At 63.5% G+C, this 19,093-nt stretch carries 17 protein-coding genes; 12 read left to right on the top strand and 5 right to left on the bottom strand.

What is annotated here, in order from left to right; all coding sequences use genetic code 11:
* Positions 1 to 5 precede the first annotated feature (5 nt).
* Positions 6 to 782, top strand: coding sequence for a PP2C family protein-serine/threonine phosphatase (locus tag ACVWYP_RS30090; protein ID WP_304495839.1), 777 nt, complete (start codon positions 6 to 8; stop codon positions 780 to 782).
* The gene (locus tag ACVWYP_RS30085; RefSeq protein ID WP_304495838.1) at positions 779 to 2,584 is read left to right on the top strand and encodes a serine/threonine-protein kinase; all 1,806 of its coding nucleotides are present in this window, start codon (positions 779 to 781) and stop codon (positions 2,582 to 2,584) included. The genes ACVWYP_RS30090 and ACVWYP_RS30085 overlap by 4 nt, the downstream gene beginning before the upstream one ends.
* Positions 2,585 to 2,592: 8 nt before the next feature.
* Here the strand turns inward: ACVWYP_RS30085 and ACVWYP_RS30080 are convergent, their stop codons facing one another.
* Together ACVWYP_RS30080 and ACVWYP_RS30075 are read right to left on the bottom strand one after the other, a co-directional pair.
* The gene (locus ACVWYP_RS30080) at positions 2,593 to 3,621 is read right to left on the bottom strand and encodes a DUF4424 domain-containing protein (RefSeq protein ID WP_304495837.1); all 1,029 of its coding nucleotides are present in this window, start codon (positions 3,619 to 3,621) and stop codon (positions 2,593 to 2,595) included.
* Positions 3,622 to 3,661: 40 nt separating this feature from the next.
* Positions 3,662 to 3,943, bottom strand: coding sequence for a hypothetical protein (locus ACVWYP_RS30075; RefSeq protein ID WP_304495836.1), 282 nt, complete (start codon positions 3,941 to 3,943; stop codon positions 3,662 to 3,664).
* Between the two features lie 171 nt (positions 3,944 to 4,114).
* On the opposite strand from ACVWYP_RS30075, the gene ACVWYP_RS30070 reads away from it, so the two are divergent.
* The 3 genes from ACVWYP_RS30070 to ACVWYP_RS30060 all read left to right on the top strand — a co-directional run bounded on the left by ACVWYP_RS30070 (position 4,115) and on the right by ACVWYP_RS30060 (position 8,424).
* Complete coding sequence (locus ACVWYP_RS30070) at positions 4,115 to 5,836, top strand: NHL repeat-containing protein (protein WP_304495835.1); 1,722 nt, start codon at positions 4,115 to 4,117, stop codon at positions 5,834 to 5,836.
* A gap of 141 nt (positions 5,837 to 5,977) precedes the next feature.
* A complete protein-coding gene (locus ACVWYP_RS30065; RefSeq protein ID WP_304495834.1) occupies positions 5,978 to 7,756 on the top strand; it encodes a caspase family protein in 1,779 nt (592 codons plus the stop codon).
* A 20-nt stretch (positions 7,757 to 7,776) separates the two neighbouring features.
* Positions 7,777 to 8,424: a DUF4384 domain-containing protein gene (locus ACVWYP_RS30060; protein ID WP_028339355.1), complete on the top strand. Its 648-nt coding sequence runs from the start codon at positions 7,777 to 7,779 to the stop codon at positions 8,422 to 8,424.
* A 195-nt stretch (positions 8,425 to 8,619) separates the two neighbouring features.
* Here ACVWYP_RS30060 and ACVWYP_RS30055 read toward each other — a convergent pair whose 3' ends face one another.
* A complete protein-coding gene (locus ACVWYP_RS30055; protein ID WP_028339354.1) occupies positions 8,620 to 10,458 on the bottom strand; it encodes a caspase family protein in 1,839 nt (612 codons plus the stop codon).
* 623 nt (positions 10,459 to 11,081) lie between these two features.
* Here ACVWYP_RS30055 and ACVWYP_RS30050 point away from each other — a divergent pair.
* The 3 genes from ACVWYP_RS30050 (at position 11,082) to ACVWYP_RS30040 (ending at position 12,451) form a co-directional block, all read left to right on the top strand.
* On the top strand, positions 11,082 to 11,639 hold the full coding sequence (locus ACVWYP_RS30050; protein WP_304495833.1) for a zinc metalloprotease: 558 nt from the start codon (positions 11,082 to 11,084) through the stop codon (positions 11,637 to 11,639).
* Between the two features lie 86 nt (positions 11,640 to 11,725).
* Entirely contained in the window at positions 11,726 to 12,181 is a 456-nt protein-coding gene (locus tag ACVWYP_RS30045; protein WP_304495832.1) for a cupin domain-containing protein, read from the top strand.
* Positions 12,182 to 12,268: 87 nt separating this feature from the next.
* Positions 12,269 to 12,451: a hypothetical protein gene (locus tag ACVWYP_RS30040; protein ID WP_245288656.1), complete on the top strand. Its 183-nt coding sequence runs from the start codon at positions 12,269 to 12,271 to the stop codon at positions 12,449 to 12,451.
* Between the two features lie 46 nt (positions 12,452 to 12,497).
* On the opposite strand, the gene ACVWYP_RS30035 is transcribed toward ACVWYP_RS30040, so the two are convergent.
* Complete coding sequence (locus ACVWYP_RS30035; protein ID WP_259242612.1) at positions 12,498 to 13,493, bottom strand: phosphotransferase; 996 nt, start codon at positions 13,491 to 13,493, stop codon at positions 12,498 to 12,500.
* Positions 13,494 to 13,619: 126 nt separating this feature from the next.
* On the opposite strand from ACVWYP_RS30035, the gene ACVWYP_RS30030 reads away from it, so the two are divergent.
* From ACVWYP_RS30030 to ACVWYP_RS30015, 4 genes are all read left to right on the top strand, one after another.
* Positions 13,620 to 14,090, top strand: coding sequence for a copper chaperone PCu(A)C (locus ACVWYP_RS30030; protein ID WP_080583245.1), 471 nt, complete (start codon positions 13,620 to 13,622; stop codon positions 14,088 to 14,090).
* A 135-nt stretch (positions 14,091 to 14,225) separates the two neighbouring features.
* The gene (locus ACVWYP_RS30025; protein ID WP_245288655.1) at positions 14,226 to 15,998 is read left to right on the top strand and encodes a PQQ-dependent dehydrogenase, methanol/ethanol family; all 1,773 of its coding nucleotides are present in this window, start codon (positions 14,226 to 14,228) and stop codon (positions 15,996 to 15,998) included.
* Between the two features lie 85 nt (positions 15,999 to 16,083).
* Positions 16,084 to 16,626, top strand: coding sequence for a c-type cytochrome (locus tag ACVWYP_RS30020; protein WP_304495831.1), 543 nt, complete (start codon positions 16,084 to 16,086; stop codon positions 16,624 to 16,626).
* Positions 16,623 to 17,249: a hypothetical protein gene (locus ACVWYP_RS30015; protein ID WP_304495830.1), complete on the top strand. Its 627-nt coding sequence runs from the start codon at positions 16,623 to 16,625 to the stop codon at positions 17,247 to 17,249. The genes ACVWYP_RS30020 and ACVWYP_RS30015 overlap by 4 nt, the downstream gene beginning before the upstream one ends.
* 162 nt (positions 17,250 to 17,411) lie before the next feature.
* On the opposite strand, the gene ACVWYP_RS30010 is transcribed toward ACVWYP_RS30015, so the two are convergent.
* Positions 17,412 to 19,085 carry a bifunctional protein-serine/threonine kinase/phosphatase gene (locus ACVWYP_RS30010; RefSeq protein ID WP_304495829.1) on the bottom strand — a complete coding sequence of 558 codons (1,674 nt, stop codon included), beginning with the start codon at positions 19,083 to 19,085 and terminating at the stop codon, positions 17,412 to 17,414.
* Positions 19,086 to 19,093 lie beyond the last annotated feature (8 nt).

Raw genomic sequence — 19,093 nt, 5'->3', positions numbered from 1 at the left:
GCGCGATGGTACATGTCCCATCCTTGTTCGATGTCGGTAGCGTCACTCACGCCGGACGGGTGCGGGCGCGGAACGAGGATTCATACCTGGTAAGAACCGACGTCGGCCTGTGGGCCGTCGCCGACGGTATGGGCGGTCACGAGGCAGGCGATCTTGCCAGCCGTATCGTGGTGGAGTCGCTTGATTCCATCGGCGCGCCGGACTCCGCGGCGGACCTGTTGGCGCAATGCGAGACGCGTCTGTTCAGCGCCAACCAGCAAATCCTGGCACTCAGCCATGCAAGGCAGGGTGCCATTGTCGGGACCACCACGGCAGTCCTGCTCGTACGTGACGGCCATTATGCCTGCATCTGGGCGGGTGACAGTCGGGTGTACCTGATCAACCGTCACGGCATCACACAGGTGTCGCACGATCATAGCGAGTTGGAGGAACTGATCGCTGATGGCGCGCTATCACGCGAAGAGGTCCAGGACTGGCCGAGCAATGCCATCACCCGGGCCGTTGGTGTCGTCGCCGACCCCGAGCTCGAGGTGGTGACCGGTCCGGCCGAACCGGAAGACATCTTCGTGATTTGCAGTGACGGCCTGACCCGACACGTGCGGGACGACGAGATCGAACAGCACGCGGCCACTCGCCTTGCCCAGACAGCCTGCGACGACATGCTCGCGCTCGCGCTTGAGCGCGGCGGGCTCGACAACGTCACGATCGTGATCGTGCGATTGCTCGCGCCACGATCCTCAGAGCCCACGAGGGCGCCGCTCGATCAGGAGCCGCGACCATGAGCGCGAACGATCCGTTTCGGCCATCCTACCGCGGTGTGCCGGCCGGCACCCGGCTCAACGGCATTTACGAGATCGAAACGATGATCGGGGCGGGCGGCATGGGGGAGGTCTACCGATGCCGCGAGATCCAGACCGGATCGCCGGTTGCGGTCAAGATGTTGCTCCCCGACATGGTCGACAACGAGGCGGCGCTTGCGCTGTTCCGGCGGGAGGCAGCGGCACTCCACAATCTTCCGCATGAAGCAATCGTTCGCTACTTCCTGTTCACGGTCGAACCCGCACTGCAGCGCCCGTATCTGGCGATGGAGTTTGTGAACGGACGCTCGCTGTCGAACATGCTCGACGATGGGCCGCTGACCTTCGAAGCGCTGATCAAGTTGATGCAGCGGGTCGCATCGGGCCTGCAGGCCGCTCACGAGCATGGCATTATCCATCGCGATGTCTCCCCCGACAACATCATCGTGCCGCTCGACGATGTAAGGCGGGCGAAGATCATCGACTTTGGGATCGCCCGGTCAACGCAGATGGGCGACAAGACCATCATCGGTTCCGGCTTCGCCGGCAAGGACAACTACGCGTCGCCCGAACAGGTCGGCTTGTACGGCAACGATGTCACCGCGAAGTCCGATGTCTACAGCTTTGGTCTCGTCCTGTTCCATGCCTTGACCGGACAAAAGCTCGATATGGGCGGGAGCCAGTTTCAACTGGTCGAGAAGCGTCGGCGTGTGCCCGATCTCGGCGCAGTGGACATGCGCATCAGGCCGCTTCTGGAGAGGATGCTGCAGCCGGACCCGGCCTTGCGACCGACCATGGCGGAGGTCGCCAACTGGACGCCGGCGGGTTCGGCGCAGCCGTCCGCAGCACCGCTCTACGGCTTCGATCCGTTGGCGAAGTCGCAGGCTGGTATGTCTGCGCCGCAGGAGCGGGCGCCATCAACCACGCGGAACTCCCGCCGCATCTGGCTCGGCGCCTGCGTCGCGGCGCTGCTGCTTCTGCTGGGCGGCGGTGGGTACACATTCTATAAATTTGTCTGGAGGACATCGGGCTTGGCGGCTTTGCCGCCACCTCCGAAACTTGCCGGGAGGTCCACGCCGCCTAGCGAGCCTGTTCCGCCACCGCCAGCACGTCAGGAGCCGGTGAAGCTGCCGTCTCAGCCGACGTTGACGCCGTCTCCGTCCCCCGACGGGCCGGGTCGAGCCGAGCGCATCCGCAAATATGTCGCCCAATATGCGGGCGGCGACTGCTTCTTCATCCTGCCTGTTGCGGTGAGCTCAAGCGCAGCCGTCATTGAAGGCTTCGGCGCTTCGACCGCCCCGTTCGATACCTTCGACAAAGCGTTTCGAAAGGAGCAGGGATTTGAGGCTTCGGTCGGCGTCAGGCAGGTGAATCAGGCACAATGTCCGGCCGTCAAATTCCTCAGTCAGGTCGGAAGCGATCAAGCGCGTGCGCCGCGCATCAACCTGTCGGCGACAGAGCTGAAGGCCGGCGAGACCCTCAATGGGACCGTCGAGAATTTTGCCAACCGGGTGGTGGAACTGCTCATGGTCTCGGATCGCGGCGAGGTGCGCAGCCTGTCCTACCTCCTGAAGCCGGGCGTCGACTCGCTTTCCTTTGCCCTGCCGATGGAGCGTACGACCGGTCCGCAACTCCTGTTGGCCGTCGCAGCCCCGCGGGTTCTGGATTCATTGCGCCAGCCGCGACCGATGGCTGCCGACACATTCTTCCTCCAGGCGACGAGCGAAGCTCAACGCGGCAACGTCACCATCACCGCGGCTGGACGCTATGTGATGCTCACCAATTGAGCCGCTGTTCAGAACTTGCCGATCATCAAGATCTTCAGGTCGGCATCCGGCTTGAAGTCGCTCGCCGTGAATTGACGTGCATTGTCGGCGGATGAGGGCTTGAGCCGACCAGGACAAAAGCTGACCAGGCGGTCGTCGCCGCCGGGATCGACCGTCAACGTGAAGGACCGGATTGGACCCGCCCAGTTCGCACCCGTCTTGAGCACGTAGGAAATGCGCCGCTCCTGAAGCTTTGCGGTATTGGCCTGGCTGTCACCTGTGCGCTTGTCCAATTCGGCAAGGAACGCATCCGAAACGCAATAGTCTTTCCTGTACCGCTCGACTTCCGGACCTAGCGCTGCACTGCGACGCAGACCTGAGCGCAGGACCGTGTCAGGGCTGGAGCCGACGCTCGGGCGATATTGATGTTCGACGATGACGGTACGCGCTGGCGGAAAAACTTGCTCGCGAACAGCCGAAGTCTTGGTTACCCAGCCGGGCGTGTATTGCTGGCGACCGTTGTCGCTCATGCCCGCAGGCATCAGAAGGCCATCATCGATCAGCTTCGTGCGGGTTGTCGCCGGCAGGTCGGCCACCCGGATCTCCCGATCACCAAGCGGCAGCAGGGACAGCTTGAACTGACGGAGAAGGGCGGTGACATCCTTGCTGCCGACCATGGCGCGCTGATCGATGGCCAGCGGCACCGCGTTGCCGTCGATCCTGGTCTCGAACGCGACGAAGTTGACTGGATCGCTCGATGGAAGGGCAATGTTCTCGGCTTCGGACAAATCGATGTCGGGCAGCGGAAAGGCGACGGTGAGCGCAACCGGCTTGCTCGTCTGGTTGACGAATTGGTAGCGAACGGTGACCCTGTCCAGCCCGATATGAAGCTCCTCGCTCGCCATGGCCACGTCCTTGGTGCGGACGAATTGCAGCCCGCCGATGGACAATTCGGCCGCGGAATCATTTGCCCGCGCAGGCCAGCCGGTTGCGGCCAACAGGGCGATCATCAAGGCTCGCAACCTCAACGACAGCCCGCTTAACGCTCCATTTGCCATGCCGGCCTCCATGCGGCGCCGCAGCGTCTGTCCGTGTGGGTCAATCGATCGCCTGGTAGAGGTCGCCCCATTCCGGCTTCCAGACGCCATCGGGGTCGCAAACCACGACCGCGAGCTTCATGTCATTGGCGAGACGGATTGCGCCGCGAAAGGCATCCTGGGCCGGCATATGGGCGCTGACCTGGTCGCTGTTCAGGCGTCCCCCGCTTGCGGCGGCCGGCAACACGATTGACCCGGAGGCGCCGGCATTGTCGCGCTTCAAAACCAGAGTAATCGCGTCTGGCTGGATTTCGCTGACTTGCTCAAATCTGTTTCTGGCCATGATTTTGCACTGCAAGCTGAAGGAGTTCGGACTATCACCGTCCAGTGAAAGAGTTGAACGGGATCGGGGTTGCTCGCCACTAATTGACGCTGCACTCGCGCAGTCTTGGATTAGGCAGTCTTGGATTAGTCGGACTGACGCCGCATTCGGTTCGGTTACATTGAGGCGGATATGCTTCGTCGATCTAGCTGGATCTGGCTCTCTATCGTCGGCGCGGTCATGGCTGCCACTGGGGCCAGGGCCGACGATGCGGTCGTGCGAAGCTTTGCCGGCGGTTCGGCTGCATCCATGGTCGGGATCGTCCCGGCCGGCCAGGACGTTGAACTCGGGGGCCCGCAAGCGCTCAGCGCCGACGGACAGGGAAACTTGTTTGTGCTCGATCAAATCAATGGCCGCATTCTGCAGTTCGACCCCAAACAATCGAATACGGCTCCCGACATCCTGAAGATGCCTGGCGATGTGCAGCCCACCGACCTCGTCGTCCATAACGACGACATCATGGTTTGGGACGGCGGCGTGCGGATGCTGAAGGCGGCACCAGGACAGTCCACACGCGGGTTGGGCGGAGACGAGATCCAGCTGGAGGAAGTCTCATCCCGCGGAACCGACGACCAAGTCGCCATTTCGGCCTTCGCACAGATGGGCTCGCAGGCGCTGAGCAGCCCGACCGACTTGCTGGATCAGAATACGCGCGCGGCCATCGTCAGGACGACGCGACAGCCCGACCGGCAGTATATCGCCTCGCGCAGCAAGGGATCGGTGATCGCCGATATCATTCCCGACAAGGGCAATGCCGGCGTTCGGGTCGAAATCCAGACCATGGTATCCAACGAGACCATCGGTCAGCTCGGCCTGCGCGTCCGCAACCAGCTCGGCACCGTTGAGTTTCTCGAGATCGACAACAGCGACCGCTTCTACGTGCTGGCCGAGGACATTCCTCCGTCCGGCAAAAATGCCTCCACCTTCGTCGCACGCTATGCCGCGAACGGACGCCTTGAGGGCATCTACGAGCTGCCGCTGGAGAACACGCCCGTGACCCGGCGGTTCGTCACCGTTTCGGGCGATGGCGACGTCTATTTTCTGCGCACCAAGCCGGATGGTGTCGAGGTGGTCGGTGTCGGCTTCCGCCCCCTGGGGAAGGTATCCGTTATTGACGTCAGGCCGTCGCGCACGGCGGCCGCGCCGGCGGCGCGGCCGGATATCAAGTTCAATGCGACCGCCGCCGTGCGGCCGTCCAATCGTCAGCAGGCGATCGAGACCGCCTTCGCCTTTGAGGGCATTCAGTGGAAGCTGACACCGGCGAACTACGGTAGCGATCCCGACAGCCAATGCTCCGGTTTCAGCCGTATTCGCCGGCCGTGGTACCTGCAGGGCAAGGTAAACCAGGAAGTGCGGGGCGTGCCCTATTGCTGGGGGTGCCACGGTTCGCTCGCGAACTTCCGGCAGCGGATCGACAGCGGGACGCTGGCGGGCAATGTCTGCACCCGCAACGAGCCACGGCCGGATGTGGCCGGCGTCGACTGCTCGGCATTCGTCAGCGCCACGTGGGGACTTTCCGTCCACTACACGACCGCCGCCATCCCCGCGATCGCCGCACCCGTGACCAACCCCTGGGACCTCAAGCCTGGCGACGCCCTGAACAAGCCGGGTTCCCACGTGATGTTGTTCCTGCGGTTCACGCCCGATCGCAAGGCTGAGGTCATGGAATCCTCGACGGGTGGCTGCAACGGTCGGGTCTGCCGCAACGTCTATCCGCTCGCAAGCCTGCTCGCGCGCGGTTACGTTCCGGTCCGCTTTCGGGCGTTCGCAGACGATCAGACGACCGTTTCCGCGAACGCCTATCAGGAGACCGAGGCGCCGACAGGCCGCAAGACGGCGAATAAACGGCGCTGAACCTGAGGTCTTGCCAAGGCTACAGATGAACATGGATCACCGCCGGCGCGCTGGTTTCCAGAGGTCCAGACGGCATTTCTGCTGCTCTGCCTTACCGGTGCGGCTCCAGGGCGGACCTGCTTGATATCGAGGTGGATCGCGATGCGAAAGCTCAAGGGCTTTGATCGAAGGACCGGTTGGCTGTGTGCCGCCATCCTGCTCGCTGCGTTGATTGGCCTGCCACTCCAGCGCGCGCATGCGGCCGGTGAGCTGTCTATAAGCAATCCCGACGGTGCGGCTCTCCGGGCGCTCGTCATCGGGATCGACGACTACCAGCATGTACGCAAATTGAAGGGCGCGGTCGCCGACGCCAATGACATCGTGTCCAGCCTGAGGACCATGGGCGTCAGCGATGTGGTCGAGCTGACCAATGCACAGGCCGACAGGGCAAGCGTGCTGCGCGAGATCAGCTCACTGGTGGAGCGGACCAAGAGCAACGATCTCGTCTTCCTGTCGATCGCAGGTCACGGCACGCAGGAGCCGGAGCGGATCAAGGGCTCGGAACCGGACGGAATGGAGAACGTGTTCCTGCTGCCCGAATTCGCGACCACGCCGGCAGGATCTGTCGAGCGCATTCTGGGAAGCGAATTCAATCATTTCATCCGGCAGTTCGAATTGCGCGGCGCAAGGGTGATCTTCGTCGCGGATACCTGCCATGGCGGCGGAATGGTACGCGATATCGATCCGCGTGCGGCCGAGATGAGCTTTCGACAGGTGCCGCGCTACACGCTGCTGGTCGATGAATTGAAGCCGGTGTCGAGCAGCGACGACCCGAAGTCCGAACTCGATCTCGACCACACCGCGTTCATCGCCGCGGTCGATCGTCACACTAAGGCTCCGGAAGTGCGGATTCCCGGGATCGATGGCCTGCGTGGCGCTCTGAGTTATGCCGTTGCGCGGGCCATGGAGGGCAACGCGGACATCAATCATGATGGCAAGGTGACCTTGAAGGAGCTTTTCAGCAATGTTCGGCAGGTGGTCTATCAACTGTCCGACCAACGCCAGAACATCGTGACGGTATCGTCGCCGGCCCAGATGCCGGAAACCGAGGTCGCCTTCGAATTGACGCGCGGCGTGGTGCTGATCCAGGGGACGGCCGCGAGAGCTGCCTCCGGCCAGGTTGCTAACGTCGCGTCCGCCGAGAAACAATCTCCTGCGTCGCCGGCCGTTACGGCTAAGTCGGAAACTGCTCCAACCAGTGCCGCTGCGAGCGCCCCGGCCGCGCCCAGTGCCGCGCTGCCGCCGTTCCGCCTCACCACGCCGATCCGTTTGGCGGCGCTTGACGGCAAGATGAACTATTTCACCAGTCTCAAGCCGCAGGACGCCAGCGTGCAGGCAGTTCAACCGACTGATAATCCCGACCTGATCTGGGACCCCGTGTCTCATGACGTGATCGCCTGGGGCGACGTGGTCGCCTATGGCGTTGACGTTGGCGGTTTGACGACAGTGGTCAACCGAACCGCGGCAATTCGGGAGCTTAAGCGCATGGCGACGCGATCGCCGCAGCTGATGCGTATTTGGCCGGATGATCGACAGCAGCGCAGCGGCCAGACCGTCGAGGTCGAATTGTCCGACGTCGGTTCGCGGGCTGTGCTGCTGTTCAACGTGTCCGGTGATGGAACCATCCAAATGCTGTATCCGGTGGGTTCCGATGCCGCGCTGGCTCGATCGGCAAATCTGCGGCTGCCTCTCCGGGTGGGCGAGCCGTTCGGCGCCGAGCAGATCGTCGCGGTGACCTCGCAGCAGCGGATGGTTGATCTGGAGACGGTCCTGATGCAGCTCAACCGGCGCCGTGCCTCGGGGCAGGTGATCAAGAGTCTGGAGCGCTATCTGCCGGCGGACGCGCGGATCGCGTCAATCGGCTTTTTCAGCGTTCCCTGACAAAGCTGTGACAGCGGGTCATGTCGCCAGCGAAACTGGTTTCCCGGAAGCAATCAGGGTTCGCGATCGTGCTGTTGCTGGCGGGAAGCGGCGTCGCGTTAGCGGCGCCGCCGCCATCGGCCTCTCCATCGGGAGGTGCGACAAACGTTCCATTGCTCTGGCGCGTACAGGCCTCGCGCGGCGCGGCAAATGCTGCCGGCGTGGCGCTTGAGATCCTGCCGGGTCCAACGGTCAACATTGGCGGCAAGGTGTCATTCGGCGTAACCGCCAGGAAGCCCGGCTATCTGATGCTGGTGGATGTGGATGCGGAAGGGCGGATGTCCCAGATCTTCCCGACTGCCGAGCTATTGGCGCAGTCGGTCGGACCCGACATGAATCTTGTGAAGCCCGGCGTCCAATTCATTGTTCCGACCCCAGCGGCACAGCAGCGTGGATTTGAATATGTCGTCGCGCCGCCGGCCGGGTCCGCCGTGATCGTTGCGATCCTGAGCGAGCGACGTGTGCAATTGCTGGATTTGCCGGACGTTCAGCGCAAGCTTCAGGGGCCGGCCGACACGTTGAGCTATCTGTCGGATTGGACCAGTCAGCTGCGGATACCGGACAGCGGCGGCGGAAGACTGCTGCCGAACAATTGGTCGTTCGACATCAAATCATACTCCATCAAGTAGGTGAGCGATTGCGTTGCTACGGCTACCCGGGCGGTTGAGGAGACCGTCCGGCGCGATCATGTAATATTCTTGTGGCCGAGGCTGCTGTCCGGCGTCTTGCGTGCAGGGCCCCGCGGTTTGGCTCCGTTGCCCCGGCATGACCGATTGCGGAGGAGACGGCGGCCCGACCTCGAGCGCGCCGCCGTGCATGCTGTCCTAGTTGCAGACCTCGACATTGCCGGTACCGCCGCCGGGACCTCCGCCGCCACGGTAATCGAGATGACACCCGCGACGGACCGGGCGGCATAGATAAGCATCGCACACGATCTGGCCGCTGCCACCCGAGGGTCTGGCCGTCGCCTGCCGTCGGGGAACGTCGGCTTGCGGCTCGGGCCTCTCGCGGACCGGACGATCGGCACGCGACGGCCGCTCATCCGTGTTGCGCTTCGCCACCGGCTTTTTCCCGCGCCGCTTCTCGCATTCGTTGTCCTCGTTCAGGAACGAGCCTTCGGCGCAGGTGATCTTGCGGCACTGGTCGCCGTCGGCTTTGTAGCCGTGTTCGCAGATCAGCGGGCAAACCCGGGCTGGCTTCAGCTTGATCGCATCGAGCACATCGAGGCTTGCAAGCTTGACGTCAAATTTGGTTCCGGCGTGCCGGTTGAACAGGGTCAGGGAGCGACGCGAGGCCGCGTTCCACTCACCGTCGATGGAGCCCGTGAAACAGCCAACCCGGCTCAATTCGCTCTGCACCGATTTGGCAAGATCCTCCTGCGGCGACGCCGTGTTCAAGGCGGCAACCTTCGCGCCCTCGCTATTCTGCGATGGGGTCGCGGTTGCAATATTATCCGGCCTGGCGCTGTCGGGCGCGGGTCCGTTCGCGGAAAGCATGGCGACCGTTGAGGTTTGGGATGCGGTTCGCTTGCGTTCAGCCTCAGCAGCTTGGTCCTGCGCTGCCTGCTTTGTTCTTTCTGCCGCGATCCGGGCATCCTCCGCAGCCTTGAAATCTGCGGCCGCCTTTTCCTGCTCCGCTCGCTGGGCACCTTCGGACGCAAGCCGAGCCTTCTGCTGCTCCGCTTCCTGCGCTTTCCGGGTCGCGGTGACGCGCGCGTCCTCCGCGTCGATCTGATTGAGCTGAAGCTTGGCCAGGTTTGCGTAATAGCCGTCGGGGTGCTGGGCGAGGAACGCGCTCATAGCGGCCTTGTTACCCAGTTGCAGGGCCAATTCGTAGTCGCGACGAATTTCCGACGAGGCGCTAGCCGGCGGCGGCGCCGGCTCCTCTGCCTTTGGCACGAGCGCAACGTCCTCACCGCCCAGCGATCCGTAAACGTAGGGCTCCTGTCGATTACCCGTGGCTTGCAGGACATCATCGCGGACGAAGCCGAAAGCCCTGCGCAGGTCGAGTCCAGGCTTTGCGATATATTTCACCAGTGCCGTCGCGTAGGGACTGTTCGTGCTGTTGCCGTCGAGCGCGGTCAGTCCGGCCTTGGCCGCAAACGCGATCAGCGTATTGGATACGGCGGGCTCTACCCGGGCGAGCCCGCGGCTGATCGCGCGCGAAGCGACGGTTCGTTTCATCGTGTCGGCGAATGGATTGTTGCGACAGGCGTCAACGATCACGACGCGGAGCTGTTTCGCGGGCTCGATAGCCAGCAGGACGCGATCGAGCGAGAAGGCCTCGTCATAGATATCAGTGTCGCGCTCAAGCCTGGCATCCGTCGGAATCAGATAATTCGTCCCGTCGATCTCGATTCCGTGACCTGCATAGTAGACGATGGCGATGTCTGCATCGCGAGCTTGGTCGGCGAAATCCCTCAGTGCCCGCCGCATGTCGCTCGAGGTTAGGTTCAGCCGGGACTCCACCAAATCGAACCCGGCGCCCTTCAAGGTCGCGGCGATTGCGGTGGCATCATTGGCAGGATTTGGAAGCAATGGCGCATTTTGATAGTTCGAATTTCCGACCACCAAAGCCACTCGCTTCGTTGCCCAGGCTGGCTGAGACGCCAGGAGAACTGAAGCAGCAAGAACAACAAGAACTCGGAGGAGCGTGTAGCGCATGGCGAACGTCCAAAATCGGCTCAAAACAACGGCAGCTTTATCGAAGGTGGCCGCGCGCAAACTCCACTGCGTCAAGCGTTACGAGCGCCGGCATGCCTCCGTACAGTAACAATCCTGAGTCCAATCCATTCCTGATGTTGTCGCTTGGGGAAGCGAGAATGTTCAAGGATACACCGAAGCGTGTAGGGCCGGTGGCGGACGGCCGAACAAATGTCAGTTGACCTGTAAGATATTGAAATATCTGATTTTTATCTTTGGCGCCGGAATGGCTGGCAGTGCCGCCATCCGGGTGGCTTCGCCAAGCGGAGTTCCATCTCTCGATAGTGATCTCGGAATTGACCCGCATGCTCAAGCGTTGCTCGCGCGGATCGTCAGGGTGTGGCGGCCGCGTCGTTAGTCTCGGTGGCGTCGACAAGGTTCAGCCGGCTCGTTTCGGCTGTTTGTCGCGCCGCGGGCCTCTTCCATAGGAGCGCGAACTGCGTCTATCTGGAAGCAACGCCGATCCGCTCGAGCTGAGACGTGCGAGTCCCGAAAGAATCGAAATCTGCGTCCTCGGGATCCGGACGTCGACGCGTGGACCCCCACCGCAGGTGTCGTGGAAATCTCTAGCGTTGGAGACGCACATGTCAATTCCGCTGAAAATCTACGTCACGCCATTTGCCGAGAAAGGTGTCGCCGAGCCTCAAAAATGGAGTGGCGAGGCCGCCAAGAAGGCACTGGATGTGGTCAATAAGATCTGGGCGAAGGCCAAGATCGCGTTCGTGATCAATGATTACGTGGAAGATAAACCGCTCGATATGGCGAAGAGCGCGCGCAACAATGACCAGCGCGTGCTGGATGTTCTCAGTCTCCGGCATGCTCCCGACAACGCGGTCCACATTTATCTCGTCAACCCGATTGTCAATCTCTCGGCCGGTGGCAGCTCATACCTTCATAGCGATCCCGAGCCGGCAAGCTTTGTCCAATGGTATGGCAATGACTTTGCCAACGGACGCGCGTGGGCCCATGAACTTGGGCATTTGATGAGTCTCGACCACGTCGACGTAGATTACGCCGATGAGAAGCAGGCCGCCCTGCGCAGCAACTTGATGACGAAGGGATTGAGCGTGGCAAGCGATTTGACCGGTCAGCAGATCAGCACGGCCAAGAGTTCAAAACTGGTGAAGCGATTTGGCGGCTGACCTCGGAACCTGCTGCCGGCGCCTTCCATGGACGGATTACCGCCGGCCCGATCGCTCGTTCGCCCACCGACCGCCGGAGAGACGCCATGCCCAGGATCGACCTTGCAAACGTGCCGGAACGCAAGGGGACCGGCTATCCGGCGGAGTTCGCCGCGCCGTGCGCCGAGCGGGTGCGGCAGCGTCTCGGTGATGCCGGCGGGCTCGCCGACTTCGGCGTCAACCTGATCCGGCTGCCGCCCGGCAACTGGTCGAGCCAGCGCCACTGGCATTCGGATGAGGACGAGTTCGTCTATGTGCTCGCGGGCGAAGTGGTGCTGGTGGAAGACGGCGGCGAGACGGTGCTGCGGGCCGGCGATTGCGCGGCATTTCCGAAAAACTCCGGCAACGGGCATCATCTGATCAACAGGTCGCAGATGACGGCGACCTATCTCGAGGTCGGTTCGCGCTCGCGCGCCGACGTCATCACCTGCTCCGACATCGACATGATGAGCCCGAGCTCCGACGGCCGCTTCCTGCACAAGGACGGCACGCCGTACGAATAGCCCACCTGCCGCGCCGCGCCCGAAATCGGGCGTTGCGGATTGGCCGGCGAAGGACCAATGTTCCGGCGAGGAGCTTTGGTCGCGTCGATGGCGGAATGGTATTTCATCTGGGTCGACGGTCCGCGCGGACCCGAGCCGCAGAAATGGTCGTCGGACGGGCTGTGGGGCCAGCTTTCGCGTCAGGACGTGATCGTGCGTTTTCCCCTGAGCGATCGCGAGGCCGAATTGTCGCTCGACCAGCTCGCAAGGCTGCACCCGGTGCCGCAGTGAGCTGCGCCGCAGTTTTCCGTCGACGTTCGATCCGCCGGGTTGAACGTCAGACCGAAAGATCGAAGCCGGGCGTCTCGATTTCGGTCAGGAATGAGGCGACGAACATCTTGCCCAGCACGTGCTTGGCCGCCGGCGTGCCGGCCTTGAGCAAGCCGGCGCGTGTAGCCTCTGCGAGCTCGGCAAGCGTCGGTGCTGCGAGGCTCGTGTCGGGTGTGGCGCGCGGCGCCGTCGCGGATGCGCTGAGCAGCACGCCGGCATAGTAGAGCCGGGTGAGCGCGCGGACATGTGCGAGCCGTGCGCGCAGCGCCTCGTCGAGCGGGCGGCCGAGCCAGGCACGATGCAGGATGTTTTCCAGCTCCGGCGTGCGCGCCAGGCTGTCGCCGACAATCGCAAGGTCGACCAGCGGATCGGTGCGATAGGCGGATTCCCAGTCGATCATCCAGAGCCTGTTGCCGTCGAACAGGATGTTGGCGGGGAGCGAGTCGTTGTGGCTCGACACCGAGTTGGCCTCGTCCCAGGCATAGGCCGCGCGGATCCGCGCGAGATGCGCGTTGCAGCGCTCAAGCACGCCGGGCGCGAACAGGCCGGTGCGGCCGACATGGGCCCAGAGCCGGGCCACGATGTCGGGGTAGCGCACGAAAGCGGGAAAGGTCGGCGTCGCCTGCAGGCGCGCCAGCAATTCGCCGAGCGCCTTCGCCAGCGCCGGCAGGCCGCCGGGATAGCGGCCGAGCGGCTGCCGCTGCACAAAATCCATCACCGCGATGCGCGAGGCCTCGTCGACATAATGGAGTCGCGGCGCGATGCCGGCCTCGGCCGCGATCCTGAGCGACACATACTGAAACGGATTGCGCAGCGGGCTCGGCATTCCTTCGATTCGGAGCAAATAATTCTCGCCGCCTGCATGGATCCGGAACAATTGCGCCGACGTTGCGCCGCCCGAGACGGATGTGACGGCGTCGATCGCCGCGGTGCCGATCACCTGACGCAGTGCGGCATGCGCCGCGTCGCGCTCTATCGGCGGAAGTTTATCGAGAGCACTCATGCGCAAGAAGTTAGCATGGCCGCCATGCGTGCCGAAATCGCATTGATCAGCGTTCGCGATCTATTGCTGGCAGCGCACGACGAAGCGTGAAACAATGCTGCAAAAATCATGTTGGGAGAGAACTTGATGTCGTTCGAGCGGGGGTTGCATTGCGCCGTTGCGTGCCGATCATGGATCGCGTTGCCATTATTCTGCCTGATCAGCACGTTCGGAGTGGTGCATAACGCCGCCGCGAACGAGTCCTTGCAGATTGTGGACGCGCGCGTGCCGGCGGTCGACAAAGCGGGCGGGGACCTTCCGTTGACGATGACGATCAAGAACGAGGCCGACAGCGCCGATGCGCTGCTTCGTGTCCGCTGCCCGGTTGCGAATTTTTCCGAGCGTCATACTGTGGATCGCGGCGAGGGCGCACCAGCGATGCGCTCGATATCCAATATACCAGTGCCGGCAAAGGCAATGCTCGAGCTGAAGCGTGACGGTTATCACGTCATGCTTCTGCAGATGCGTCAGGCGCTCACGCCGGGCGAGACCTTCAAATGCGCGATCGTTTTTCAGAAAGCAGGCACCATCGAGACGGAGGTACAGGTCCAGAAGTGACCTAACACAAGTGACTCAAGAAGGCGGCGGGTGGTGCACAGCCACGCGCCGGGACTCAAGGCTTCTCGCGTGACCGCCCGTGTGTGACGGGCGGTTCGATCAATGAAGAATGCTAGATCCGGAGGAAATGAACTCATGACAAGGTTGAATTGGGTAAAGTCGCATATGCTCGCCGCGGCAGTAGCATCCGCAGCGACCTTCGCGGGCTCTTTGGCGCTCGCCGACGATGTCAATCAGGACCGTTTGCTCAATGCTGACAAGGAAGCAGGCAACTGGCTGCACCACCACAAGAACTATTCGGCGACGCGCTTCTCGTCGCTGGCCGATATCAACAAGGACAACGTCAAGAACCTGAAGGTCGCCTGGACCATGCATCTCGGCGGCGTCGAGGGCGGCGGAATCTGGTCGCATGGCGGCCTGGAGGGAACGCCGATCGTCGAGAACGGCTTCATGTACGTCACCGACGGCTGGGGTTCGGTCTACAAGATCGATGCGCATGGCGGTAAAGGCGTGCTGCTCTGGAAGATGGACCCGAAGACCGACCATGACTGGGCCGGCGCGGTCGCCTGCTGCGGCGTCGACAACCGCGGCGTCGCATTGTGGGGCAATCTCGTCGTCTCGCACACGCTCGACGGCCGCCTGATCGCGACCAACAAGGAGACCGGGCAGGTCGCCTGGCAGCGCCAGGTCGCCGATCCCGACAAGGGCGAGGTGATCACCGGCGCACCGCTGATCGTCAAGGACATGGCGATCACCGGCGTGGCCGGCGCCGAATACGGCATTCGCGGCTGGATCGCCGCGACCGACCTGAAGAGCCAGAAGGAAGTGTGGCGCACCCACACCATCCCGGGCAAGGACGAGGCGGGTCACGAGACCTGGAAGGACGACAAGGACGCCAAGGCGAGCGGCGGCGGATCGACCTGGGTCACCGGCAGCTTCGACCCCTCGACCAACACCATCGTCTGGGGCGTCGGCAATCCCGGACCGGACTGGGACAACGAGTATCGGCCCGGCGACAACCTCTACACCGACTCCTCGCTTGGTCTCGATGCCGACACCGGCAAGATCAAGTGGCACTACCAGCACACGCCGAACGATCCCTACGACTATGACAGCGTGGCGGAGAACGTGCTGGTCGACGTCCCCGGTCCGAACAACACGACGCAGAAGCTCGCGCTCGAGGCCGACCGCAACGGCTTTGCCTATGCGATCGACCGCAACAGCGGCAAGTTCATCTGGGGTCTGCCGTTCGTCAAGAAGGTGACTTGGACCAAGGGTCTCGACCCCGAATCCGGCAAGCCGGTGGAGTATGATCCGAAGCAGGGCGTGCAGCGCTACAACGCGGCGGTGACGCCAAGCCGGACCAACAAGGTGACGGACATCTGCCCCGGCAACATGGGCGGCAAGAACTGGCCGCCGACCGCGTATAATCCGAACCTGAAGCTCTGGTACATCCCGGTGATCGAGAGCTGCAACCGGATCACGGTCGAGGAGACGACGCCGGACAAGTTGAAGAAGCGCGAGTTCTTCACGGGCGGCGGACCGAGCCAGCCGGTCAAGATCACCGGCAGCGTCACCGCGATCGACGTCACCACCGGCAAGGTGGCAGGGAAGGCGGAGACCGAATTCCCGAACCTCGGCGGCATTCTGGCAACGCCCGACCTCGTGTTCTCCGGACAGCCGTCCGGCGAGGTGATCGCCTATGACGCGAAATCGCTGCAGCAGCTCTGGCAGTTCAACACCGGCGGCGGCGTCAACGCGCCCCCGATGACGTTCTCGGTGGACGGCAAGCAGTATGTCGCGATTCTGGTCGGCCTCGGCGGTGCCTGGGACAAGTGGTTCATCGATGCCACGCCCGAGTTGAAGCGGATGCAGCCGGGCTCGATGCTCTACGTGTTCGCCCTTTGACGTCGCAGCGCGGGAGGCCTCTCATCGAGGCCTCCCGCGTCGATTTGGCCGAGAAAGACAAGAAAAAAGACAAGAAACAAGACAAATGAAAAAAAATTGGCTGATTGGCGCGTGGCTCGGCTGCGCGCTGGTGATCGGATTCATCGGTACCGCGCAGGCGCAGTCGGCGAGCGATCCGACCGATGCGGGCAAGGCGGTGTTCAAGCGCGGCAATTGCGTCGGCTGCCACAAATGGCATGGCAATGGCGGCGGCGGCTATGGTGGCGACGCGCTGTCGCTGCGCAAGACCGAGCTGACCCGCGAGCAGATCATCGAGACCGTGACGTGCGGCCGGCCGGGCACCGGCATGCCGTTCTTCGTGCGCGGCTCCTACGACACCACGAAATGCTACGAGATGACCCGGCAGGACGTCGCGGACCGCATGCCGCCCGAGGCGAATGTGTTCCTGCGGCCGAACGAGATCGAGGCCGTCGCCGATTACGTGCTCGCCCGTGTCAAGCGCAAAGGCGAGCCGACCTACGATGAATGCATCGCGTTCTTCGGCGATGGCTCGCGGGTCTGCAACATCTACAAGGAGGCCGGCCACGCCGCCGCGCCGTCCGACCAGAGCGAGAAGGCAAAGCCATGAGCAAGCAAAGATCGGCAATCCGTGGCTTGGTCTTCGCTGTCACCGTCACGGCAGCGGTGCCGGCGATGGCGACCGCGGGAGACCTGCGCGACATCAGCGTCGGAATGGCGATCAGCAGCGTGCCGGACGCGGGCTACATTAATCTGACCTGCGTCGGAGAGAAGACCCACAGATTGGCTGATTGGGCGCAGTGGCAGGCTTGCCAGGCCGGACCGGACCAGCTGCGCGGCATCCGCTTCGAGTATGATCGCGAGAGCGGGCGGGAAGGCACCATGGTCGGCGGCCATCCCGCGATCCTCACCGTCATGATCGACAAGGACGCCAAGATCGCGGCGCTCATGATCGAGACCGATCCGAAGGCGCGGCTCTATCTGCGCAAGAAGGCGTTCCTGCTCGGCCTACAGGCGAGATCGCGCTATGGCGAGGACGGTTGGACCTGTTCGAAGGCACAGCCGGGCGCCGACAAGCAGGAGGTCGGCGGCGTATTTGTCGACGAGAAATGCACCAAGACCACCGACGGCCGCACGGTCGAGATCGAGCGTCATCTCTACCGCGAGCCGAACAAGGAGCTCAAGGACATGACCGACGAGACCCGGATCACGATCCGGCGCGCCGGGTCCTGAGCTGCGAACTGAAATAGCCAAATTTCAGTTGCTTAACTGATCTAAAATGACTCTCTTTCTTTTCGTCATGGCCGGGCTTGTCCCGGCCATCCACGTCTTTTCTTGCGCGATTGCAGCGAAGACGTGGATGCCCGGCTCAAGGCCGGGCATGACGGAGCTAGTCTAATGCCGCGCCAGCAGCACGACGACGATCAGGGCCAGGATGGCGCACAGCACCTTCCAGAAGGTGACGGGATCGCGGTCGTGCAGCGATTTGCGGGTGGTGACGGCGGGTCCTGCCCAGGTCGCGCCGTTTTCCAGTTCGTGTGCGAACTCGATGGCGTCGCCGAAGCGTTGTGCCGGGTCGACGCTGAGCGCCTTGCCGATCACCGCGTCGAGCCAGGCCGGCAGGTCCGGCCGGTAGCGCGACAGCGGCGCCGGCTTGCCGAAGCGCGGCCGCGAGAACGGCTCGATCTCGCCGAACGGATAGTTCGCCGTGAACATGCGGTAGACCGTGACGCCGAGCGCGAACAGGTCGGAGGCCTCGTCGCCGGCCTTGCCGCCGAACAGTTCCGGCGCCATGTAGCTCGCGGTGCCCGGAATGTCCTCGGCGGGAAAATCCTCGAGCAGCGGCACCCGCGCGACGCCGAGATCGACAAGGCGCAACCCGCCGTCCTTCAGCAGGATCACGTTGTCGGGCTTGATGTCGCGATGGATGATGCCGGCGCGGTGCAGCGCGGTGACCGCGCGCACCAGCTTGGTTGCGATCGCGATGCCCTCGGCGAGCGACAGCCGCGGCGCGCGGCCAAGCCGCTGCTCCAGCGTTTCACCCTCGTAGAGCGGCATCGCCGAATAGAGCCTGGTCTGCCGCTCCGCCGGCACCTCGATGATTTCGCCGATCCAGAGACTGCGCACGCGCGCGGCGACCCAGGCCTCGCGCACGAAGGCGAGGCGGTAGGAGCCTTCGCTCGCGACCCGTGGATGTGGAAACTTCAGCACCACTTCGCGGCCGGCGCGCTTGTCAGTCGCCTTGAACAGGCGGCTGTAGCGCCCGTCGGACAAGACGTCGCCGAGGCTGAAATCGTCGATCGTATCGCCGGTCACCGGCAGATCGAGGATCGGCAGCGTCGCGATCGCGTGCGTAAGATCGTCGCGGTCCGCCGGCGGCAGGTCGACGACGTCGAGCACCAGCGCGGTCGTGTTGTCGCTGCTGCCGGCCCCGAGGGCGGCATCGACGATGCTGCGCGCTGATTCGTCGGGCGGCGTGCGTTCCTCCAGCAATTGCTGGAGGCGCAAATCGCCGAGCGCGCCGTGAACCCCGTCGCTGCAGATCAGGAGACGGTCGTGTTGCCGGAGCCCGAGGGACGTGTAGTCGAAGCGGGCGAACTCCTCGAAACCGATGGCGCGGCTCAGCATGTGGGCGAGGTCCCCGCGGCCGGCGATATGGTCCTGCGTCAGGCGTTCCAGCCGGCCGTCGCTCAGGCGATAGGCACGGGTGTCGCCGATATGGATCACATGACATTGCCGCCGCGACAGGATGATCGAGGAGAACGCGCAGGCCATGCCGCTGCGCCCAGCATCGACGCGGCCCTGGCCGTAGATCCAGCTGTTGGCGGCTTCCAGCGCCCGCGCGGCGCGGCGACGGACGCCGAGCGTCTCGGGCAGCGAATAATAGGCGTCGATGAAGCTGCGGACCGCGACCTCCGCGGCCTCGCGTCCGCCCTTGTGGCCGCCGACGCCGTCGGCGACCGCGGCGACGACGTCGCGATGGACCGAGCCCGGCTGGCCGAGGCAGGCCGCGACATAATCCTCATTGGCGGCGCGCTTGCCGGTCTCGCTGGCGAAGCCGACGCGCACCCCCAAGT

The organism is Bradyrhizobium sp. USDA 3262, assembly GCF_054060035.1.
The sequence above is the reverse complement of the archived record's forward strand: the minus strand, read 5'-3'. Positions and strand labels throughout refer to the sequence as shown.

Coding starts and splice junctions, on each gene's coding strand:
- ACVWYP_RS30080 (WP_304495837.1), bottom strand. CDS start 3,621: ATGGCAAATGGAGCGTTAAGCGGGCTGTCGTTGAGGTTGCGAGCCTTG.
- ACVWYP_RS30025 (WP_245288655.1), top strand. CDS start 14,226: ATGACAAGGTTGAATTGGGTAAAGTCGCATATGCTCGCCGCGGCAGTA.
- ACVWYP_RS30090 (WP_304495839.1), top strand. CDS start 6: ATGGTACATGTCCCATCCTTGTTCGATGTCGGTAGCGTCACTCACGCC.
- ACVWYP_RS30065 (WP_304495834.1), top strand. CDS start 5,978: ATGCGAAAGCTCAAGGGCTTTGATCGAAGGACCGGTTGGCTGTGTGCC.
- ACVWYP_RS30085 (WP_304495838.1), top strand. CDS start 779: ATGAGCGCGAACGATCCGTTTCGGCCATCCTACCGCGGTGTGCCGGCC.
- ACVWYP_RS30045 (WP_304495832.1), top strand. CDS start 11,726: ATGCCCAGGATCGACCTTGCAAACGTGCCGGAACGCAAGGGGACCGGC.
- ACVWYP_RS30060 (WP_028339355.1), top strand. CDS start 7,777: ATGTCGCCAGCGAAACTGGTTTCCCGGAAGCAATCAGGGTTCGCGATC.
- ACVWYP_RS30020 (WP_304495831.1), top strand. CDS start 16,084: ATGAAAAAAAATTGGCTGATTGGCGCGTGGCTCGGCTGCGCGCTGGTG.
- ACVWYP_RS30050 (WP_304495833.1), top strand. CDS start 11,082: ATGTCAATTCCGCTGAAAATCTACGTCACGCCATTTGCCGAGAAAGGT.
- ACVWYP_RS30030 (WP_080583245.1), top strand. CDS start 13,620: ATGTCGTTCGAGCGGGGGTTGCATTGCGCCGTTGCGTGCCGATCATGG.
- ACVWYP_RS30070 (WP_304495835.1), top strand. CDS start 4,115: ATGCTTCGTCGATCTAGCTGGATCTGGCTCTCTATCGTCGGCGCGGTC.
- ACVWYP_RS30015 (WP_304495830.1), top strand. CDS start 16,623: ATGAGCAAGCAAAGATCGGCAATCCGTGGCTTGGTCTTCGCTGTCACC.
- ACVWYP_RS30055 (WP_028339354.1), bottom strand. CDS start 10,458: ATGCGCTACACGCTCCTCCGAGTTCTTGTTGTTCTTGCTGCTTCAGTT.
- ACVWYP_RS30040 (WP_245288656.1), top strand. CDS start 12,269: ATGGCGGAATGGTATTTCATCTGGGTCGACGGTCCGCGCGGACCCGAG.
- ACVWYP_RS30035 (WP_259242612.1), bottom strand. CDS start 13,493: ATGAGTGCTCTCGATAAACTTCCGCCGATAGAGCGCGACGCGGCGCAT.
- ACVWYP_RS30075 (WP_304495836.1), bottom strand. CDS start 3,943: ATGGCCAGAAACAGATTTGAGCAAGTCAGCGAAATCCAGCCAGACGCG.